Annotated in this window: 18 protein-coding genes; 11 read left to right on the top strand and 7 right to left on the bottom strand. The window is 58.0% G+C overall.

Annotated elements, in window-relative coordinates; all coding sequences use genetic code 11:
- The first annotated feature begins 37 nt into the window (after positions 1 to 37).
- Both SCD_RS11480 and SCD_RS11475 read left to right on the top strand, forming a co-directional pair.
- Positions 38 to 265: a hypothetical protein gene (locus SCD_RS11480; protein WP_009205326.1), complete on the top strand. Its 228-nt coding sequence runs from the start codon at positions 38 to 40 to the stop codon at positions 263 to 265.
- A 21-nt stretch (positions 266 to 286) separates the two neighbouring features.
- Positions 287 to 742 carry a hypothetical protein gene (locus tag SCD_RS11475; protein ID WP_009205325.1) on the top strand — a complete coding sequence of 152 codons (456 nt, stop codon included), beginning with the start codon at positions 287 to 289 and terminating at the stop codon, positions 740 to 742.
- Positions 743 to 746: 4 nt separating this feature from the next.
- On the opposite strand, the gene SCD_RS11470 is transcribed toward SCD_RS11475, so the two are convergent.
- Complete coding sequence (locus SCD_RS11470; RefSeq protein ID WP_009205324.1) at positions 747 to 983, bottom strand: hypothetical protein; 237 nt, start codon at positions 981 to 983, stop codon at positions 747 to 749.
- A gap of 68 nt (positions 984 to 1,051) precedes the next feature.
- Here SCD_RS11470 and hslO point away from each other — a divergent pair, with 68 nt between their 5' ends.
- The 5 genes from hslO to SCD_RS11445 all read left to right on the top strand — a co-directional run bounded on the left by hslO (position 1,052) and on the right by SCD_RS11445 (position 6,020).
- Positions 1,052 to 1,900: an Hsp33 family molecular chaperone HslO gene (hslO, locus tag SCD_RS11465; RefSeq protein ID WP_009205323.1), complete on the top strand. Its 849-nt coding sequence runs from the start codon at positions 1,052 to 1,054 to the stop codon at positions 1,898 to 1,900.
- Positions 1,901 to 2,148: 248 nt separating this feature from the next.
- Positions 2,149 to 2,454 (top strand): hypothetical protein, encoded by a 306-nt coding sequence (locus SCD_RS15840; RefSeq protein WP_148290779.1) that lies wholly within the window; start codon positions 2,149 to 2,151, stop codon positions 2,452 to 2,454.
- Between the two features lie 143 nt (positions 2,455 to 2,597).
- Positions 2,598 to 4,355: a putative bifunctional diguanylate cyclase/phosphodiesterase gene (locus tag SCD_RS11455; RefSeq protein WP_161626938.1), complete on the top strand. Its 1,758-nt coding sequence runs from the start codon at positions 2,598 to 2,600 to the stop codon at positions 4,353 to 4,355.
- Between the two features lie 41 nt (positions 4,356 to 4,396).
- On the top strand, positions 4,397 to 5,623 hold the full coding sequence (locus SCD_RS11450) for an EAL and HDOD domain-containing protein (protein WP_009205320.1): 1,227 nt from the start codon (positions 4,397 to 4,399) through the stop codon (positions 5,621 to 5,623).
- A gap of 7 nt (positions 5,624 to 5,630) precedes the next feature.
- Positions 5,631 to 6,020 (top strand): RNA-binding S4 domain-containing protein, encoded by a 390-nt coding sequence (locus SCD_RS11445; protein WP_009205319.1) that lies wholly within the window; start codon positions 5,631 to 5,633, stop codon positions 6,018 to 6,020.
- Between the two features lie 19 nt (positions 6,021 to 6,039).
- Here SCD_RS11445 and SCD_RS15835 read toward each other — a convergent pair whose 3' ends face one another.
- Together SCD_RS15835 and SCD_RS11435 are read right to left on the bottom strand one after the other, a co-directional pair.
- A complete protein-coding gene (locus SCD_RS15835; RefSeq protein ID WP_009205318.1) occupies positions 6,040 to 6,501 on the bottom strand; it encodes a hypothetical protein in 462 nt (153 codons plus the stop codon).
- Between the two features lie 90 nt (positions 6,502 to 6,591).
- Positions 6,592 to 8,181, bottom strand: coding sequence for a peptide chain release factor 3 (locus SCD_RS11435; RefSeq protein ID WP_009205317.1), 1,590 nt, complete (start codon positions 8,179 to 8,181; stop codon positions 6,592 to 6,594).
- A gap of 275 nt (positions 8,182 to 8,456) precedes the next feature.
- Here SCD_RS11435 and SCD_RS16560 point away from each other — a divergent pair, with 275 nt between their 5' ends.
- Entirely contained in the window at positions 8,457 to 8,606 is a 150-nt protein-coding gene (locus SCD_RS16560) for a hypothetical protein (protein ID WP_154655466.1), read from the top strand.
- A gap of 6 nt (positions 8,607 to 8,612) precedes the next feature.
- Here SCD_RS16560 and SCD_RS11425 read toward each other — a convergent pair whose 3' ends face one another.
- The 4 genes from SCD_RS11425 to SCD_RS11410 form a co-directional block, all read right to left on the bottom strand.
- Positions 8,613 to 9,005 (bottom strand): PilZ domain-containing protein, encoded by a 393-nt coding sequence (locus SCD_RS11425; RefSeq protein ID WP_009205315.1) that lies wholly within the window; start codon positions 9,003 to 9,005, stop codon positions 8,613 to 8,615.
- Between the two features lie 156 nt (positions 9,006 to 9,161).
- On the bottom strand, positions 9,162 to 11,294 hold the full coding sequence (locus tag SCD_RS11420) for a YgiQ family radical SAM protein (protein ID WP_009205314.1): 2,133 nt from the start codon (positions 11,292 to 11,294) through the stop codon (positions 9,162 to 9,164).
- Positions 11,295 to 11,477: 183 nt separating this feature from the next.
- Positions 11,478 to 12,869: a sensor histidine kinase gene (locus SCD_RS11415; protein WP_009205312.1), complete on the bottom strand. Its 1,392-nt coding sequence runs from the start codon at positions 12,867 to 12,869 to the stop codon at positions 11,478 to 11,480.
- Positions 12,853 to 13,536, bottom strand: coding sequence for a response regulator (locus tag SCD_RS11410; RefSeq protein WP_009205311.1), 684 nt, complete (start codon positions 13,534 to 13,536; stop codon positions 12,853 to 12,855). Before SCD_RS11410 ends, SCD_RS11415 begins: the two co-directional genes overlap by 17 nt.
- A gap of 60 nt (positions 13,537 to 13,596) precedes the next feature.
- Between SCD_RS11410 and SCD_RS11405 the strand changes: the two genes are divergently transcribed.
- The 3 genes from SCD_RS11405 to SCD_RS11395 are packed head-to-tail and all read left to right on the top strand — an operon-like array spanning position 13,597 to position 19,125.
- On the top strand, positions 13,597 to 14,880 hold the full coding sequence (locus SCD_RS11405) for a TolC family protein (protein WP_009205310.1): 1,284 nt from the start codon (positions 13,597 to 13,599) through the stop codon (positions 14,878 to 14,880).
- Complete coding sequence (locus SCD_RS11400) at positions 14,877 to 16,022, top strand: efflux RND transporter periplasmic adaptor subunit (protein ID WP_009205309.1); 1,146 nt, start codon at positions 14,877 to 14,879, stop codon at positions 16,020 to 16,022. The genes SCD_RS11405 and SCD_RS11400 overlap by 4 nt, the downstream gene beginning before the upstream one ends.
- Before the next feature lies 1 nt (position 16,023).
- Positions 16,024 to 19,125 (top strand): efflux RND transporter permease subunit, encoded by a 3,102-nt coding sequence (locus SCD_RS11395; protein ID WP_009205308.1) that lies wholly within the window; start codon positions 16,024 to 16,026, stop codon positions 19,123 to 19,125.
- Positions 19,126 to 19,190 lie beyond the last annotated feature (65 nt).

Genomic DNA, 19,190 nt, shown 5'->3' with positions numbered 1-19,190 from the left:
ATTCATTTATTACTCAAGACACTGTCAGGAGCTTCACATGCCCTATTTTGTATATAAAATCACTCCGCCCTTCAAACAACTGGAGAGGATTGATTCCTTCCCCAATTTCAAGGAAGCCAGTGCGTTTGCCAAAACGGTGCGCACAGGCATGGCAAAGACCGATAACTACGCCGTCAAGGTGATTTTTGCCGAGAACGAACTGGAAGCCGAGGACTTGCTGACTCAAGTGCGTGAACCGGAACCGATGACCGGCGAAGATTATTAAGTAATCGACGGATCCGGCGTCGTGGACGAGCGAGCTTTTCAGGATGCCTATCGGGCGACCAATCCGCTCGCCTGTCCGTTCGAAAAGGCGATCCTGATCTGCCGGTGTGCATGCCGTGAAGCCACGCGTATCAATATCGCGGAGCGGGATACCGTCAACTGCCTTGACGCCCAGGCACAGGGGGATTGCTCGTTGCTGGTCGGGATGCTGCGACATAACGCGGCATTCGCGCTCAAGGTGACCCATGCCGATGCGGTGCTGCCCCATGCCAAGTATGTGAAAGTGCAGTGCGGTGGACTGCTCGGTCTGCAGGCCGCGTTGCAACCGGAGTATGCCGGGGAGGCACGGGTGGAGGATATCCGTGGTTTGGTGCTGGAAGCGCAGGAGCAGTTCGGTAGCCTGCAGGATCTGCCTTACAGCGAGATCGTCAGAGGCATTGCCGGATTTGAGTTCAGGCGCAGGTCAGGGCCGAAATAAACGCTTACCGGCAGGTACCGTCTTCCTGATAGACAGCCATGATGGACTTGAGCTCATTCAGAACAACCTGGCGTTCGTCCTCGTTGAGTTCCTGTACCTCTGCCATGGGTTCTCCCCGCTCCAGGGCGAGAATGGTCAGGGAAACCTCCTTGCAGCCTTTCTGGCACAGAACTTCGATGCAATGGGCGATTCTGGACTGGTTCATATTCAAGGCGTTGGGGTCAAGGCTGTAGAATGACATGATTTTAAAGCAAATGCATTTTTGCCACGAGGAATAATTTGAAACAATCTGACAGTCTGCAACGGTTTATGTTCGAGCACGCCGCAGTTCGTGGAGAGATCATTCATCTGGATGCGACCTGGAAGGCGGTGCTGGAGCGGCGCGATTACCCGCTGGCGTTGCGCACCGTGCTCGGCGAGCTGATGGCGGCCGCCGCGCTGCTTTCCGCCACACTAAAATTTTCGGGTTCGCTGATCATGCAAATTCAGGGAGGCGGGCCGGTCAGGCTGCTGGTCGTGGAATGCGGCGCCGACCTGACGATGCGGGCCATGGCTCACTGGGACGGCGATCTGGCCGAAGGCGCGGTACTGCCCGAACTGGTGGGTGAAGGGCGGTTCGTGATCACCATCGATCCGAAGAAGGGCCGGCAGACTTATCAGGGCATTGTCGACCTGGAAGGCGGCAGCGTGGCAGCAGTGCTGGAAAACTACATGCAGCGCTCCGAGCAGCTCGATACGCGGATCTGGCTCGCTGCCGATAGCCACGGCGCGGCGGGCATGCTATTGCAGAAAATGCCCGACGGTCCGGAGGCCGATACGGATGCCTGGAACCGCGCTGTGCATCTCGGCGCCACCGTCAAGTCCCGGGAACTGCTGGATTTGCCTGCACGCGAGATCATCCACCGCCTGTACCATGAGGAAGATATCCGCCTGTTCGACAGCACGCCCGTGCATTTCGGTTGTACCTGCTCGCGTGAGCGGGTTGCCAATACCTTGCGCATGCTGGGCTACGACGAAGTCCGCTCCCTGCTGGATGAAATCGGCTACATCGAGGCCGACTGCGAGTTCTGTAACCAGCATTACGTATTCGACGCGGTGGATGCAGAGCAGGTATTCGCCAGCGACGTTGCCGGCCCGGCTGGCCAAACCCGGCACTGACATGAGCGCCGCCCGGAAAGCCCTGATTCTCGGCGCGGCAGGGCGAGACTTCCACAATTTCAACGTATTTTTTCGTGACCACACGGGTTACGAGGTGGTTGTGTTCACCGCCACCCAGATTCCTTACATCGAGTATCGCACCTACCCTGCTACCTTGGCGGGGCCGCGCTATCCTGCCGGCATTCCGATTTTCTCGGAAAGTGAACTGTCAGACCTGATTTGCCGCTTGGGCGTGCAGGACGTGTTTTTTGCCTACAGCGACGTGCGCCACGAACAGGTTGCACCTTGCTGCGCTGACCTTCTCCTGCGGCGCCTCGTTTCACCTGCTCGGACCCAACGACACCATGCTCAAGGTCAGCAAGCCGGTGATCGCGGTGGTTGCGGCCCGTACCGGTGCGGGCAAAAGCACGGCCACACGTTATCTGGCTGCGGTGGTGGAGATAACAAAACCGGTGGCGCGGGTCAGGTTCGTGGCCGAAGACATCTCGCACCCCACGTTGCAGGCTCTCGTCATTTCCCGCTTTGGTGGAAGCAGCATTCTTGAGCAACCCTGAAGAAGAACGCTAGCTAAAAGATGACGCATATCAGGAAAAAATGGCCGATGCGATTCTTTCCGGCATAATCCTATGTATGCCAAATAAGAGTAATTAAAATGGAATCCTCTCAAGAACAGCTATCCATATATAAGGCCCTGTTAATGGCTACCAAAAGCCTGGCTCAGGGGAATACGCCCGAGGAAGTATTGAGGGCTGCCTGTGATGCGATTGTCGCGGCTTCTGAGCATGTTTGCCTGGCATGGATGTACTTGGGCAATCCAGATTCTGAAACGATCAGACCTTCTTATTCAGTAGGAAGAGCTTCCGAATATACCCGTGACCTGGTGGTTGATCTTTCTCCGGAAGCGATGAAAGGTCCTGGCAGGCGTTCTCTGGCAAAAAATGAGCCTGTTCTGGTACAGATCGATTCTGATCCAAGCTTTGGTATCTGGCGTGAAAAGGCGATTCGATACGGTTTCCAGGAAGGACTGACCTTGCCGATTGGTGACCCGGACCAGCCCTTCAGGGGGCTGATTGTGGTTTTCGTCGATACACGGGAATACTTTGAGCAGATCGGGATGGAGCCTTTCATTGCTTTTGCCCAGTTAGCTACGGTGGCCCTGGATCAGGCCCGATTGAAAGTTTCTCTGGAAGAAATGGCTTCGATTGATCCTTTGACCAACCTGCTCAATCGGAGGGCGTTTCAAGAGGTGGTCAACCGTGAGTATGCGTGCGCAAAAAGATCGGCAAAACCTTTTAGCATGCTTCTGTTTGATCTGGATCGGTTCAAGATGCTCAACGACAATTATGGTCATGATATCGGTGATAAGATTTTGCTCGGAGTCAGTGACACTGCAAAAATTACGTTACGCACAACCGATTGGTTGAGCAGGTGGGGCGGCGAAGAATTTTTGGCTATCCTGCCAGACACGGACGAGAGAGGCGCATTCAAGATTGCTGAACGGCTAAGGGGAGAAATCGAAAAATTCTCAATTCAGCTCAATAATCAAAAAATTAAAACCACTGCAAGCATCGGGATTGCCAGCTATCCCCGTGACGGTGACACCCCGGACTTTCTGCTGAAGGCAGCAGATGCTGCACTTTATGAAGCAAAGAAATCCGGACGAAATCGTGTGGTGGAAGCCAGGGACAAGCGCGAGGTTTATTCCATCGCGGCTAAACTCAACACGGCTATTGAAAGCAACAGGCTGATGCCGGCATATCAGGTGATTGTAGACCTGAAAACCGGAAAGCCGGTTGCTGAAGAAGCATTGGCCAGATTAATTGATGAATCCGGAAATGTGATTGAGGCTACCGACTTTATTTCGGCGGCAATGGAATTGCAGCTAACACACTTGGTCGATTACCAGATCATTAGACAAACCATGAGTCACTGTGCAACTAATATTGCCAGCGGTGGCCAAGATATAGCACATTTCGTCAATATCTCGGCGGACCTTTTGCTTCATCAGGATTTGGTCCAGGGTTTGTTTGCCGAAGCTCAGGCAGCCTGCATATCGTGCGGGGTGGATTTGGGCCCTACCAAGCCTATGGTGCTGGAAATTACAGAAAGACAATTGCTCGGTGATGCCAATGCAGTCAAAGCCAAGCTTGCCCCTTTCATTGATTTTGGAATGCGCTTGGCCATTGATGATTTTGGCAGTGGCTATTCTTCATTCCAGTATCTGGCCGACTTGCCGATTTCGTTTCTAAAAATCGAAGGAAGCCTCATTAAACAGTTGAATGACAAACGCGTCAGGCAGATTGTCAAACGGATTAGCGATATCGCAAAAGATCTGCAGTTGACCACGATAGCCGAGTTTGTCGAAGATGCCGATACCGCTGATATTCTTTGTGAGCTGGAAATAGACTGGGCACAAGGCTATTTCTTTGGGCACCCTGTTCTGTCAAGACAATAGTCGCTGGTCATGGAGCGAATCAGAGAGAGGATGGCGTAATCATGGGGAACCAGACTTACATCGGCCGACAGCCGGTACTCGACCGGGAACGCAAGATCCTCGGTTACGAGCTGTTCTATCGATCTGGTGTGCAGGCAGCCGCCGCCAAGGTGCAGGACGATCTGAACGCCAGTGCGCAAATCCTGGTCAGCTTGCTTAACAACCTCGATTCGGGCTGGTTGCCGGAAGGCAAGCTGGTCTTTATCAACGTCGACATTAGCATGTTGCTCGACCCCGATTTTCTGGCGTTATTGCCGGATGGACGAGTGGTGCTGGATCTCTATGGCAAGGCTGCCATTACTCCTGAACTGCTTGCCGCTTGCGATGGTTTGCGTGCCCGCCAGATTGGCGTGGCACTGGACGATGGCGGTCTGCTCCAGGAAGACGATGCACTGCTTGGCAAGGCCGATTTTTTCAAGGTCGACGTCAACGAGTACGATGCGACCCAGCTATTCGAGGTATTGGGCCGGCTGGAGAAATTCCCGGCCCGGCGGGTTGCCAAAAAGGTCGAGGCCGGGACTGATTTCAAGTTCTGCCACGATGCCGGCTTTGATTGTTTCCAGGGTTATTATTTTGCCCGTCCGGAAACGGTGTCGGAAAAGGCGATCAATCCCGGCCAGATGAATCTGACCGAGTTGCTCAATCTGATCGGACGCAACGCTGAGGCGGCGGAGATCGAGGCGGTGTTCAAGCGCGACCCGGTGCTGATGGTCAAGCTGCTGGGTTATATCAATTCACCGGCGATGGGGCTGTCGCGCAAGGTGACGGCAATCCCCCAGGCGCTTGCCCTGGTCGGCTACCGCCAGCTTTATCGCTGGGTGGCGCTTCTGCTTTACACCGCGGGCAGCAGCGTCATTCCGCCTGCACTGACCCTGACCGTGCTGACCCGCAGCCGGTTCATCGAGCTGTTGGGCAAGACCAAATTGCCCAAACAGGAACAGGACAACTTGTTCATCGTCGGCATGCTGTCCATGCTCGGAATTATCCTGGAAACGCCGCTGGAAAATGTGGTCGAGAAACTGCATGTCCCGGAGTCGATTTCACAGGCATTGTTGAAGCACGAAGGCGTTTATGGACCTTATCTCGAACTGGCTGAAGCCTGCGAGAACTGCGACGCGCAGCGCATGACCGAACTCGCTGTTGGACTGGGGCTTACGGCTGAAGATGTTAATGGTGCTCACCTGGCAGCTATTTCCTGGGCGGAAGCCTTGAGCGGCGGTGCGGCTTGAGATTGGTATGAACGAAGACAGCACGAAATTACGCATCGACAAGTGGTTGTGGGCAGCGCGTTTCTTTAAGACGCGTTCGCTGGCGTCGGAGGCGGTCGAAGGTGGCAAGGTGCATCTCAACGGGGTGCGTGTAAAGCCGGCGAAAGCCGTCAGCATCGGCGACACGCTAGTCATCAGAATCGGCCTGTTCCAGTTCATTGTAGTCGTATGCGGACTTTCCCCACGCCGCGGCCCGGCCAGCGAAGCGGCGAAGCTTTACCGGGAAACAGAAGCAAGCCGCTCAGCGCGCGAGGCGCTGGTGGCACAATTGAAGGCGGAGGCTGTTCATGGCGAGGAGCGCCAGGGCCGTCCCACCAAGCGCGACCGGCGGCATATCGTGCGCTTTACCGGCGGCTAGAGACAAGGGGCGTTTGCGGTTATTTGGCAACGATCCGGTTAAATAAAAACACATAGCCCTGCTGAGGGGTTTCACTGTACTTGAGATTAACCGAAGCACCATCGGCGGTTGCCCACATATAGCTCGTTCCACCGCTGCCGATCCTGGCGGTTTCTCCATAGGTCGCCAGAAGATGGGCTCTGGCTTTTTCGAAATTCGCCTTGCCTTCGAATTCAATCAGCACGGAATAAAATTTCCCCATGTAAAAACCGTACGAAATCCGCTTCAGTTCTGCTTTGCCAAGGTTCAGTGGGTCGCCGGTCCGGCGGTAGTATTTCACCTGCCCGGAGTCGTCGGCAACGGTCAAACCAGTCAATTTTGACAGTGGTGTTCCCCAAGTCATTCCGTGGAAGCCGTTCGGTGCTTCAACAGCCCAACCAGATTGGGAAAATGAGAAAACCAGCACAAGCAGGAGCAGGTAGGGCGGGATGCGCTTGAACATGGCCATTCCTTTATCGGGGGAGAGAATAAGTAATTAGGCGCTTGATATCCTGAAAAGTTTCCGTCGGGATCAGATGGGCAAAGTGGCGGTCTAGTAAATCTCTCGCGTCTCCAGAAATTTGATCTCCGGAAAGCGTTCCTGGGTCAGGTTCAAATTCACCCGGTTCGGTGCCAGATAGACGTAATCGTCGGCGTTATCCAGCGCGACGTTGAAGCCGTGCTTGTCGGCGAGTTTCTTCAGGTCGGCATCGGAGCCACGCAGCCAGCGCGCGGTGGCGACGTCGAAGGGTTCAAATATTACATCTACGCCGTATTCAAACTGCAGGCGGTGTGCCACCACGTCGAACTGGAGCATGCCGACCGCGCCCAGAATCAGGTCGTTGCTGGCGATGGGCCGGAATAGCTGGGTCGCGCCTTCTTCCGCCAGTTGATGCAAGCCTTTCTGCAACTGCTTCATCTTCAGCGGGTTCCTGATCCGGGCGCGGCGGAAGATTTCTGGTGCAAAGGAGGGAATCCCGGTGAATTTCAGGTCTTCGCCTGCGCTGAAAGTGTCTCCCAGCTTGATCGTGCCGTGGTTGGGGATGCCGATGATGTCCCCGGCATAGGCCTCGTCGGCGGTATTGCGATCCTGCGCCATGAAGGTGATGGCGTTGCTCACCGTGAACAGCTTACCGCTCGCCACCTGCTTGAGTTTCATGCCGCGGTCGAAGCGCCCGGAGCAGATGCGGATGAAGGCAATGCGGTCGCGGTGCTTGGGATCCATGTTGGCCTGGATCTTGAACACGAAGCCGCTGAATTTGGGTTCGTCGGGTTCCACTGCACGGCTTTGCGCAGGGCGCGGCAGGGGCGCGGGAGAGAGCTCGACAATGGCGTCGAGCAAGGATTGCACGCCGAAGTTGTTCATCGCCGAGCCGAAGAACACCGGTGTCTGCTTGCCGGCGAGATAGGCCTCGCGGTCGAAGGTGTGGGAGGCGCCGCGCACCAGTTCGATGTCGATGCGCAGCTCGTCGGCCTGGTCGCCGATCAGTTCATCCAGGCGCGGGTTATCGATCCCCTGAATGATTTCCGAAGTGCCTTTCTCGGCGTTCGGATCGAATACCGAGACGACATCGTTGTAGAGGTGGTAGGTGCCGCGGAAGCGCTTGCCCATGCCGATAGGCCAGGTCATCGGTGCGCACTGGATTTGCAGTACCGACTCGATTTCGTCGAGCAAATCGATTGGTTCTTTGCCTTCGCGGTCGAGCTTGTTGATGAAGGTGAGGATAGGCGTGTCGCGCAGGCGGCAGACGTTGAGCAGCTTGATGGTCTGGGCCTCGACGCCATTCACCGAGTCGATCACCATCACCGCCGAATCCACCGCCGTCAGGGTGCGGTAGGTGTCCTCGGAAAAATCCTCGTGGCCGGGGGTGTCGAGCAGATTGATGATGCAGTCGCGGTAGGGGAATTGCATCACCGACGAGGTCACCGAAATGCCGCGCTGCTTTTCCAGTTCCATCCAGTCTGAAACCGCGTGGCGATCGGATTTACGTGCCCGAACTGCACCTGCCATCTGGATCGCGCCGCCGAACCAGAGCATCTTTTCGGTCAGCGTAGTTTTGCCGGCGTCCGGGTGGGAGATGATGGCGAAGGTGCGGCGGCGGCGGATTTCTTCTTGCAGGGTCATGGCAACGAATTGTTTCATCAGGTAAAAGAGGCGGAATTATAGCGTTTTATCGGGTTGATAGACAGCTCGCATAGGGTTATATTTAAAACTGGACGTTCAGAGGATTTGCGATGCGTTATGTGGACAGCTTGCCGTCGTCCCCATCGCCGGTTGAAGCAGAGGAACCCGCGCCGGTGAATGCTATTCGGCCCGCCAGGCCTGTGGAGCCGCGTACGCGCGTACCCCGGGTGATTCAACGTTTCGGGTCAAAAGCAGGGGCTGAAAAGGGGACTGGTGGAACAAAGGCTGTGCGGTTGGAGAAACGCACCGCCAGCGATCGCCGTGGATTGTGCCGTCGACTGCAGCACGGACAAGCTTTTCTGGATACCCGCACCGCCGAGGAGAGGCGGAAACAAGCGCGGCGCGACAACGATATCGTCACCACACTGGATGAAGAAGGTTAAATCGGTTTATTCACGGATTTTTAAAATTGCCGTGCCGATTTCATAACTGCGGCTGGAGTCCATCTTGACGCAGCGCCTGACCTGGACCAGTGCGCGCAACGGCTTGATGGTCGAGCCTTGTGGCGGCAGCACGTGGATGTCGAGCAACTGGCCGAAGCGCGGGACATAGTCGGTAAGCAGTGAAACGCCGTCGACGCTCAGATCCTTGGTGGTCCCGTAAACGGTTTCGCCGCTTTCCGTAACCCGGATTTTTACCTGACAGTTGATGGGGATGCGTCGCGCATTTCGCATCTCGCCTTTGTGTTGCCGTCGGCCGCCGGGAAGGAGTCGAAGTTTGGCGGGTTGGTCTTCCTGTGCGGACGATGTTTCTTCCGCGAAAAATGCCTTGGGTTGTGCCATAAAACTCCTCCATGGTTGATTTTATTTGTTATTTCCTGACCACAATATATGGGTAGGACGTTTATAGTTATATCAACATATGGTAGTAGAGTCTAAAACAAAATAAACCATCCGGCAATATGCCGAAGTGTTTATTTTTCGGGCAGGAAGGCTGCGTTACTTGGAACGGCGGGTTGCTCTTGGTCGATCCAGGGTGTGCTGGGTACGGGCAGTGCCTCTGCCGGTTTCGGGGCGGTGGTTGCTGGCAGGCGTGCGGCTCGTTCCCACGGGCTGCCAGGCCGGCACCAGGTGCTTTTTGCTGGCACCGATCAGATCGGTGCGGCCCATCTGCTTGAGCGCTTCGCGCAACAGTGGCCAATTCTCGGGATCGTGGTAGCGCAGGAAAGCTTTGTGCAGCCGCCTTGCCCTGCCGCTCTTCGGGATGGTCACTTCTTCGCTCTTGCGGTCGACCTTGCGTAGCGGGTTGCGGCCGGTGTGGTACATGGCGGAGGCTATCGCCATCGGCGTGGGGGTGAAGTTTTGAACCTGATCCAGGCGGAAGCTGTTGGCCTTGAGCCATAGCGCCAGTTCCAGCATGTCCTCGTCGGTGGTGCCGGGGTGGGCGGAGATGAAGTAGGGGATCAGGTACTGTTCCTTGCCGGCTTCCCTGGAAAACTTCTCGAACAGCTCCTTGAACTTGTAATAGGCGCCCATGCCCGGCTTCATCATCTTCGACAAAGGTCCTTCAGCGATGTGCTCCGGCGCGATCTTTAGATACCCACCGACATGGTGGCTGACCAGCTCCTTGACGTATTCCGGTGACTTAGCCGCGAGGTCGTAGCGCACACCCGAGCTGATCAGAATTTTCTTGATGCCGGGCAATGTCCGTGCCTTGCGGTAGAGCTGGATCAGCGGGCCGTGGTCGGTGCCCATGTTTTCGCAGATGTCCGGGAAGACGCAGGAAAGCCGGCGGCAGGAGGACTCGATTTTGGGGTCGCGGCACTTCAGCCGGTACATGTTGGCGGTAGGGCCGCCTAGGTCGGAGATGATGCCGGTGAAACCCGGTGTCTTGTCGCGGATTTCCTCGACCTCGCGGAGGATCGAGGCTTCCGAGCGGTTCTGGATGATGCGTCCTTCGTGCTCGGTGATCGAGCAGAAGGTGCAGCCGCCGAAGCAGCCGCGCATGATATTGATCGAAAAGCGGATCATTTCGTAGGCTGGAATCTTCGCTTCGCCGTAAACCGGGTGCGGGCGGCGGTTATAAGGCAAGTCAAAGACGCCATCCATTTCTTCGGTGGTCAGCGGAATCGGCGGCGGGTTGATCCACACGTCGCGATCGCCGTGAGCCTGCACCAGCACGCGGGCGTTGCCGGGGTTGGTTTCGAGATGTAATACGCGGTTGGCATGAGCATATAACACCGGGTCGTCCCGCACCTGTTCGAAGGAGGGCAGCCGGATCACGCCCTGGGTGCGATCCGCCCTCTTCGGCGGGTGAAACTGCACTGGCTGGGTTTCGCTCTGCTTTTCACCTTCGGTTGCACAGGCGGCAGCAGATGTTTCTGCGTAAGGATTAACATGCGTTCCCACTTTGCCAGGCGTGTCTACCGAGGTCGAATCGATGACTTGCCGGCCTTCGGGAATGCCCTTGAGCAAGATGGCCGTGCCGCGCAGGTCGGTGATGCTGGCGATAGGTTCGCTCTTGGCCAGACGGTGGGCCAGTTCCACCAGCGCCCGTTCGGCATTGCCGTAGAGCAGGATATCGGCCTTCGAGTCCGGCAGGATGGAGCGGCGTACTTTGTCCGACCAGTAGTCGAAGTGGGCGATGCGGCGCAGGGATGCCTCGATGCCGCCGATCACCACCGGAACGTCGGCATAGGCTTCGCGGCAGCGCTGCGAATAAACGATCACCGCCCGGTCGGGGCGCTTGTTGCCTTCGGCGTTGGCCGTATAGGCGTCGTCGGAGCGAATCTTGCGGTCGGCGGTGTAGCGGTTGACCATCGAATCCATGTTGCCGGCCGTAACGCCGTAAAACAGGTTGGGTTTGCCAAGCGTCTTGAAGGCGGCCGGGCTGTGCCAGTCCGGTTGGCTGATGATGCCGACTCGGAAGCCCTGTGCTTCGAGTAGCCGGCCGATCAGCGCCATGCCGAAGCTGGGATGGTCGATATAGGCGTCACCGGTGACCAGGACGATATCGCAGCTGTCCCAGCTGAGCTGATCCATCTCGGCGCGCGACATCGGCAGCACGGGGGCAGTGCCGAAGCGCTTGGCCCAGTATTTACGATGGGAAAAAATGTTGCGGGCGGTTTCCATGGGGGGCTATTTTACGCGGGTAATGGCAACGGCGATATGGACACGTCAGATTCGACTAGGTTCCGTTGCCCGCAAGTGAAACTCGCGAAGCGAGACTTCGTCCCTCTCGCCCTCTGGGAGAGAGTCAGGAGAGAGGGAAACGGTTATGACGAATCGCTGTTTGGCGGCGATTCGTCATAACCGTCAGGTCGGTGTATCCGGCAGGGAGTCGGGTAGAACGGGGAAAATCGCCCGCATCAGCGTACCCTGACCGGTTGGCGGGATTTTCGACTCTGCCAAGGCGCTGTGAGTACGGGCGATTTCTCTGACGATGGCCAACCCCAGGCCGCAGCCGTCGCCAGGGCTGCCCTTGATCCGGTAAAAGCGTTCGAATACCGCGTCAGTATCGCTTGTCGGAATGCCGGGACCGTTGTCCTCCACTTCCAGCACCGATGCATGGGCTTGCGCTATGGTGCGCACGGTAATGTTCCCTCCTACCGGCGTGTAGCGGATGGCGTTGTCGAGCAGGTTGGCGAGCAGTTCACGGATCAGCAGCGGAATGCCGATAATTCGCGCGGGTTCCAGTTCGAAGCCGAGGTCAATGTTCTTTACCAGCGCCCTTGGTACCCATTCTTCTGCACATTCCTGCGCGATCTGGCTCAAATCGACCGGCTGCATTTCACCCGGCAGGTGTCCGGCGGGTTCCGCACGCGCCAGCGTCAGCAACTGGTTGGCTAGATGGACGGTGCGTTCCGTGGCAGCAAACAGATGTTGCAGCGTCAGGCGCAGGTCACCATCGTTTTTCTGGTGCAGCGCAAGGTCAACCTGGGCTTGCAGAGCGGCCAGGGGGGTGCGTAACTGGTGGGCGGCGTCGGAGATGAAGCGTTGCTGGGCACCCATTACCGTGCCCAGTTTTTCCAGCAGGGTGTTCAGCGCTTCCACCATCGGCTGCACCTCGGTCGGGGCCTGTTCTCCCTGAACCGGGCGCAGGTCATGTTGCGAACGAGCGGCAATTTCATTGCGCAGGCGCTCGATGGGAGCGAGGCCGCGCTTGACGCCAAACCACACCAGCCCGATGGTTGCGGCTACCAGCAGGACTTGCGGCGCCAACATGCCCAGAAGGATTTCCCAGATCAGCTTGTTGCGCTTGACCAGGGTTTCCCCCATCAGCACGTGAACCTGGCCGGTTTCGGAGGGAATGAACAAGGCTGCGATGCGTACCTTCTCGCCGTGAAAAAATCCATCATAGTAGATCCGGTTCTCTTCTAATGGTTTTTCCTCGGGCAGGGGAAGCCCCCTGTGGCCGGCAATGAATTCACCGTGCGACCCTTGCACCAGGTAATAAATATGGTCGTATTTGTCGGTGAGCAACACCTGCTGGGCAATCAGGGGCAGGTCGAGAACGGTCTGGCCGTTCTCGACTCTGATTTGCTTGGCGAGGGCGAGTGCACCGTCCAGCAACGCCCGATCATAAGCCTGCGTGGCGGCGCTCAGAGTGATCTGATAAGCGGTTATCGCTCCTGCCACCAGCAATAGCACCAATGGCGGCAGTAGCCAGCCCAGCAACAACTGGCGCAGGCTATGGCCGGATTTCATGGTTCGGTTTTTCCAGCAGGTAACCCAGTCCGCGCACGGTGCGAATATGCACCCCTGCCGGCTCCAACTTGGCGCGCAGGCGCGAGATATAGGCTTCGACAGCATTAGTGCTGATTTCCTCATCCCAGCTACATAGTGATTGCAAAATCTGCTCTTTGCTGACGATGCGCCCTGCGCGCGGAAGCAGGAATTCCAGCACGCTCCACTCCCTCGCCGGCAACTCCAGGGGAACGTCGTTCAACCAAACCCGTTTGGCTGAGCTGTCGAGCAGTAACGGGCCGTGGCTAATCTGAGGGTTGCCGCCAGATTGGCCGCGCCGGATCAGCGCCCGTATCCTCGCTTCCAGTTCAGCAAGGGCGACAGGCTTGATGAGGTAGTCGTCGGCGCCCAGATCAAGGCCTGCCACCCGATCCTGCAATGCGTCGCGCGCCGTCAGAATCAGCACCGGGAGGGACTGGCCGCGCCGCCTCAGCTTGCGCAGCACTTCGGTGCCGTCCAGTTTGGGCAGGCCAAGATCGAGTATGGCCAGGTCATAGTGCTCATGCGCCAGCCAGGAGTCGGCCTGCTCGCCGTTCTGGGCGTGATCCACGGCATAGCCGGCCTGCTTGAGGTAACCGGTGATGCCGGCAGCCAGCAAAGTGTCGTCCTCGACGATGAGAATTCGCATCTGTTGTCAGTTTCCAGTCAGGTTTTGTGATGACAATAGCGCGCTTGGAACGAGGTCGCAATGAAAGATAATTACCGCAATTTTATACCGATTTGGCTCATCGTGGCCATGCTCCTGCCGGGTGCCGTGCTCGCAGTGGAGCCTGTGCCGGTACTGGCCAGGCTGTCGCTTGTCGGCGCGGAGGTGCTATGGATGGAGCGCAACCGCGAATTGAAACTTGCCCGCGGTGCCGTAGAAGGTGCCGAGGCGGACAAGATCGGAGCGGCCCAGCGCCCTAATCCCTCACTTTCCACGCAGGTTGGGGCGATCAGCCGCAATCCCGGAATCGGTGCCGGCGGACTGCGCGACAAGATGATGGATACGACCATCGGCGTTAGCCAGTTGATCGAGCGGGGCGACAAGCGGGAGCATCGCATGCGCGGCGCGCAGTCGTTGCTGGATGCGACACGACAGGATTTGTCCGATACCCTGCGCAGCCAGCGCATGGCCTTGCATCAGGCTTACTACGACTTGGTTCTTGCCCAGGAGAAAAGCCGCATTCTTGAAGAAAGCGCTGCGCTTTACCGGAAGTCGGTGGAAGCATCGCAGATTCGGCACCGTGCCGGTGATATCCCGCTTTCGGAGTTGTCGCGCATCCGCGTGGAGGCGCTGCGCGCTGAGAACGAAGCACGCCAGGCGGTGAATGACCTTGCCCGCGCTCAACTGAGCCTGGCCTACCTGATCGGCCAGGAAGCTGTTGCCGGATCGATCCGTGCAGTGGATGGCTGGATGCCTGTTACCGATACAGCCGCTGGCATTGCGCTGGATATCGACCACAGGCCGGACGTGCGAGCGGCATTGAATCGGGTGCAGGCGGCAGAGGCGGCGCGCGACTTGGCCAGTTCCCTCAAGACCCGGGATGTCACCGTGGGACTATCGTTCGAGCACAACCCCTCGGGATCCACCTGGGCGAACAATAGTGTCGGGGTTAGCGCGAGCGTGCCGCTGTTCGTCAATTACGGCTACGAGGGCGAGATTCGGCGGGCCGAAGCCAATTTGCAGGTGGCGCGGGATCAACTCGAACAGGTACGCGCCATGGCATGGGCAGATGTGGCTCGTGCCCGAAGCGATCTGGAAGCGGCGGCGCAGCGCAGCAAACGTTATGAGGAAGATTTGCTGGCCGAAGCCGAGCGCGCTGCACGCGCCGCCGAATTCGCCTACAAACAAGGCGCCCTGGGCTTGATGGACTTGCTGGATGCGCGTCGCACCTACAAGGCCACCCAGATTGACGCCGTGACGGCGAGTGCCGACTATGCCAAGGCGCTTGCCTCCTTGCGCGCCGCTACACAGGAAAATTTGCAATGAAAAAACGCAGTCTGATTTTATGGGTTGTCGCTACGGGCGCGATCATCGCCGTATTTCTCGGTTACAACCGGTTTGCCTCTCCTCCTGTTGAGCGTAAACCCGATGTGGCGACGCCTGCACAATTCAGCAACCGGATTTTACGTTATCCGGCAGGTGCGCCTCAGCTCGCCTATCTGCGTGTCGAAAAGGCGGAAGCATCGCCTGTGCCTTCCCTGGAGCCGCTGCATGGCCGTATTGCTTACGACGATAACGTGACTGCGCGGGTCAGTTCGCCCATCGCCGGACGGGTGGTAAAAATCGGTGTACAGGCAGGGGACAAGGTAGCGGCGGGCCAGCCTCTGTTGTGGATGGATTCGCCGGATTACGGCCAGGCGCTGGCAGACCTGCACAAGGCCGAGGCCGACATGCGGCTGAAGAAGCTTGCCTATGGACGCGCCAGAACGCTGTTTGAAAATGAGGTACTGGCGCGCAAGGATTTAGAGGCGGCGGAGAACGACGAGCATCAATCGGCGGCTGAAACTGAAAGGGCGCGGGCGCGCTTCCATAATCTCAATCCAGGTGGGGCGGGCAGGGATGGTTTTGCTCTGCGCGCCCCGCTGGCCGGAGTCGTTACTGAGCGACAGGCCAATCCCGGCTCCGAGGTGCGCCCCGATGCGCCTGCTCCGCTGTTTGTCGTTACCGATCCGGCCCGCTTGTGGGCCATTGTCGATCTGCCGGAAAAGGACCTGGGGAAGGTGCGAGCCGGCCAGCCGGTTTCGGTTGAAGTGGATGCCTACCCCGGCGAGCGTTTCCCGGCAAAAATTCTGGCCATCGGCGATGTGGTCGATCCTGCAACCCGCCGCGTGGTGGTGCGCTGCCAATTGCCCAACGTCAAGCGCCTGCTCAAGCCGGAAATGTACGCCCGCATCACGCCGTCTGCCGAGGGCGCTGCGCTGCCGCGCGTGCCCAATCCGGCGCTGGTGACTGAAGGCCTGCATACTTACCTGTTCGTCGAAACCGAGCCTGGCGTATTGGAAAAGCGTCGTGTCGTGCTGGCTTTCCGTGGTCAGGAGGCCAGCTACGTGAAGGAAGGGCTGGCAGCCGGCGAGCGGGTGGTGACAGCCGGGGCGCTGTTGTTAAACGCCGAACTGGCGGGCAACTAGCATGATCGATCGCCTGATCACTTTTGTCCTGCAACAACGCGCCTTTATTATTGCCGGCGCATTGGCGCTGATTGCGGTCGGCTGGTATGCGGTCAACAACGTGCCGGTGGAAGCTTTTCCCGATGTGCAGGACGTGCAGGTGCAGATCGTGACGCAAATGCCGGGGACGGCACCCGAAGAGGTAGAGCGCATTCTCAGCCTTCCGATCGAGCGAGAAATGAGCGGGGTGCCGCGCATGACCCAGCTGCGTTCGGTATCGATCACTGGCCTTTCCGTTGTGACCCTGACTTTCTCCGATGGCACCGACGACTATTTTGCCCGTCAGCAAGTGCTGGAGAAACTGCAGAACATCAGCCTGCCGCCGAATGTGCAGCCTTCCCTGGCACCGCTTTCCACCGCGGTGGGAGAGGTCTACCGCTATGTGCTGGATGTTCCGGCCGCCATGCCGCTGTACGAGATTCGCGCCTTGCAGGATTGGGTGATACGCCCCTCTTTGCGCCACGTGCCGGGCGTGGCGGATGTGGTGAGTTTCGGCGGTACGGTCAAGGAATACCAGATCAAGGTCAATCCCTATCTGCTGAAGAAGCACGGCGTCAGCATCGACCAGGTGGCGCAGGCGCTGATCAACAATAGCGCCAATTCGGGCGGCGGGCTGATGAAGCGCGGCGACGAGGCGCTGGTGATCCGCGGGCTAGGACTGATCGAACGGCTTGAGGATATAGGCCGGGTCACGGTCTCGGTCAAGGACGGCAAGCCGGTTCTGGTGGACGATATTGGCGAAGTTGTGATCGGCCCGCGCACCCGTTCCGGGGTGGTTTCCTATAACGAGCATGATGACGTGGTGCTGGGCATCGTGCAGATGACCAAAGGGCAAAACCCGACCAAAGTGGTGGCGGCATTGAAGGACAGGATTGCTGAAGTTGCGCAGAAACTCCCGCCGGGTGTGCGCATCGTTCAGGTTTATGACCGCACCGAGCTGGTCAGCCATACCGTGCATACCGTGAGCGAGAACCTGATTGTCGGCGCGGTGCTGGTGGTGGCGATCCTGGTGCTGTTCCTGCGCTCGGTTTATGCGGCGGTCGTGGTTGCGGTGGTCATTCCGCTGTCGCTGCTGGTGGCCTTTGCACTGATGCATTTCAAGGGCGTGGCAGCCAATCTGATTTCGCTCGGCACGGTGGACTTCGGCATCATCGTCGACGGTGCAGTGGTGCTGGTAGAGGCGCTGATGGTCAAACTTGCCCTCGGCAAACAGGACGGGTCTCCGCATCATGCCGGCTACTCCTGGCGGATGCACACGCTCAAGGCCACCGCCGTGGAAATGGGCCATCCCATCCTGTTTTCCAAGGTCATCATCATTCTTGCCTTCCTGCCGATTTTTACCTTCGAGCGGGTGGAAGGAAGAATTTTCACCCCCATGGCGCTCACCTTGAGTTTCGCCATTCTCGGCGCGATCTTGCTGACCTTGACGCTGGTGCCGGCGCTGCTGTCCTTCATCCTGAAAAATCATGACCTGGCTGAAAAACACAGCCCGTGGATGCACCGGCTGCAGGAGAAATACAAGGCACTGCTGGTCTGGTCGCTGGCCAAGCGCGGCAAGATTGTGCTCGTTTCCGCAGGACTTCTTGCTCTGGCATTAGCCCTTGCGCCACAGCTGGGCAGTGAATTCCTCCCCAAACTGGATGAAGGCAATATCTGGCTGACCATCACCCTGCCGCCCGCGACCCATATCGACAAAACCAAGGAAATCGAGCTCCAGGTGCGTGGAATTCTGCGCGCTTATCCCGAAGTGACCAAGGTGATCAGCCATGTCGGCCGGCCAGATGATGGCACCGACCCGAAAGGGCCAAACAACCTGGAAATCTTCGCCGATTTGAAGGCCAAGGGAGAATGGCGCTTTGCGGACAAGGAAGCGCTGATCGCTGACATGACGCGCAAGATTCATACCCTTCCCGGCGTACCGACCAATTTCTCGCAGGTGATTGAAGATAACGTCGAGGAATCCATCAGCGGCGTCAAGGGCGAGATCGCCATCAAGATTTTCGGTCCTGACCTGGATATCCTTGAAGACAAGGCGGAGCAGGTCGCTGCCATCCTGAATACCATACGCGGTGCGGCCGATGTGGCTGCGATCAAGGTGCATGGCCAGACCGAGCTGGATATCGCGCTCAACCGCGAGCGCATGTCGCGCTATGGCATCAATGTTTCGGATGTCAACGCGACCATCCAGACCGCGCTGGCGGGAGCGGTGGTCAACACCTTCTATGAGCGCGACCGGCGCTTCGATATCACGTTGCGACTGCAGAAGTCGTTCCGCGATGCGGTGGACGACGTTGCCGAGCTACCGGTGGCGTTGCCTGGCAATGCCGGCAACATCCCCCTCGGATCGATTGCCGATATCGAGGTCAAGCAAGGACCCACCCGGATCACACGGGAAGCCGGCGGGCGCTACGTGGCGGTCAAGGCCAACCTGCTTGGGCGAGATCAGGGCGGTTTTGTCGCCGAAGCGATGGAGAAGGTCCATGCCCAGCTCAAGCTGCCACAGGGGTATAGCATGACCTGGGGAGGCCAGTTCGAGAACCAGCAGCGGGCGATGAAGCGCCTGGCGGTGATTGTGCCGCTTTCGGTATTGGGGATTTTTGTCCTGCTGTTCTGGGCCTTCCGCTCTATGCGCTTTGCGGCGCTGGTGCTGTTGATGGTGCCGTTTACCTGGATCGGCGGGCTGGCGGGCCTGGCGTTGTCCGGCATGCACCTGTCGGTGTCTGCGGCGGTCGGGTTCATCGCCGTGGCCGGCATTTCGGTGCAGAACGGCGTGATCATGGTCGAGCAGTTCATGGAAAATGTCCGCAATGGCACGGAACTGGCAGAGGCCGTGATGGAGGGTGCAACCAGCCGCCTGCGGCCGATCCTGATGACGGCGCTGATGGCTGGGTTGGGACTGCTGCCGGCGGCACTGTCGCATGGCATAGGGTCGGAAACGCAGCGCCCATTCGCCGCTGTGATTGTCGGCGGGATTGTTTCAGCAACCATTTTCACCCTGCTTCTTCTGCCGCTGCTATTTCCGGTTTTTTGCCGCGAAGGATCAGGGGAAGAGTCCAATTCCTGAGCGGATTTTTGGGTTTATCTCAGGAATTCGTCAGATTCACGTCAGTTATGAAGGGTAGGATGCGA

It is taken from the genome of Sulfuricella denitrificans skB26, assembly GCF_000297055.2.
GTDB classification, from domain to species: Bacteria; Pseudomonadota; Gammaproteobacteria; order Burkholderiales; family Sulfuricellaceae; genus Sulfuricella; species Sulfuricella denitrificans.
The sequence above is the reverse complement of the archived record's forward strand: the minus strand, read 5'-3'. Positions and strand labels throughout refer to the sequence as shown.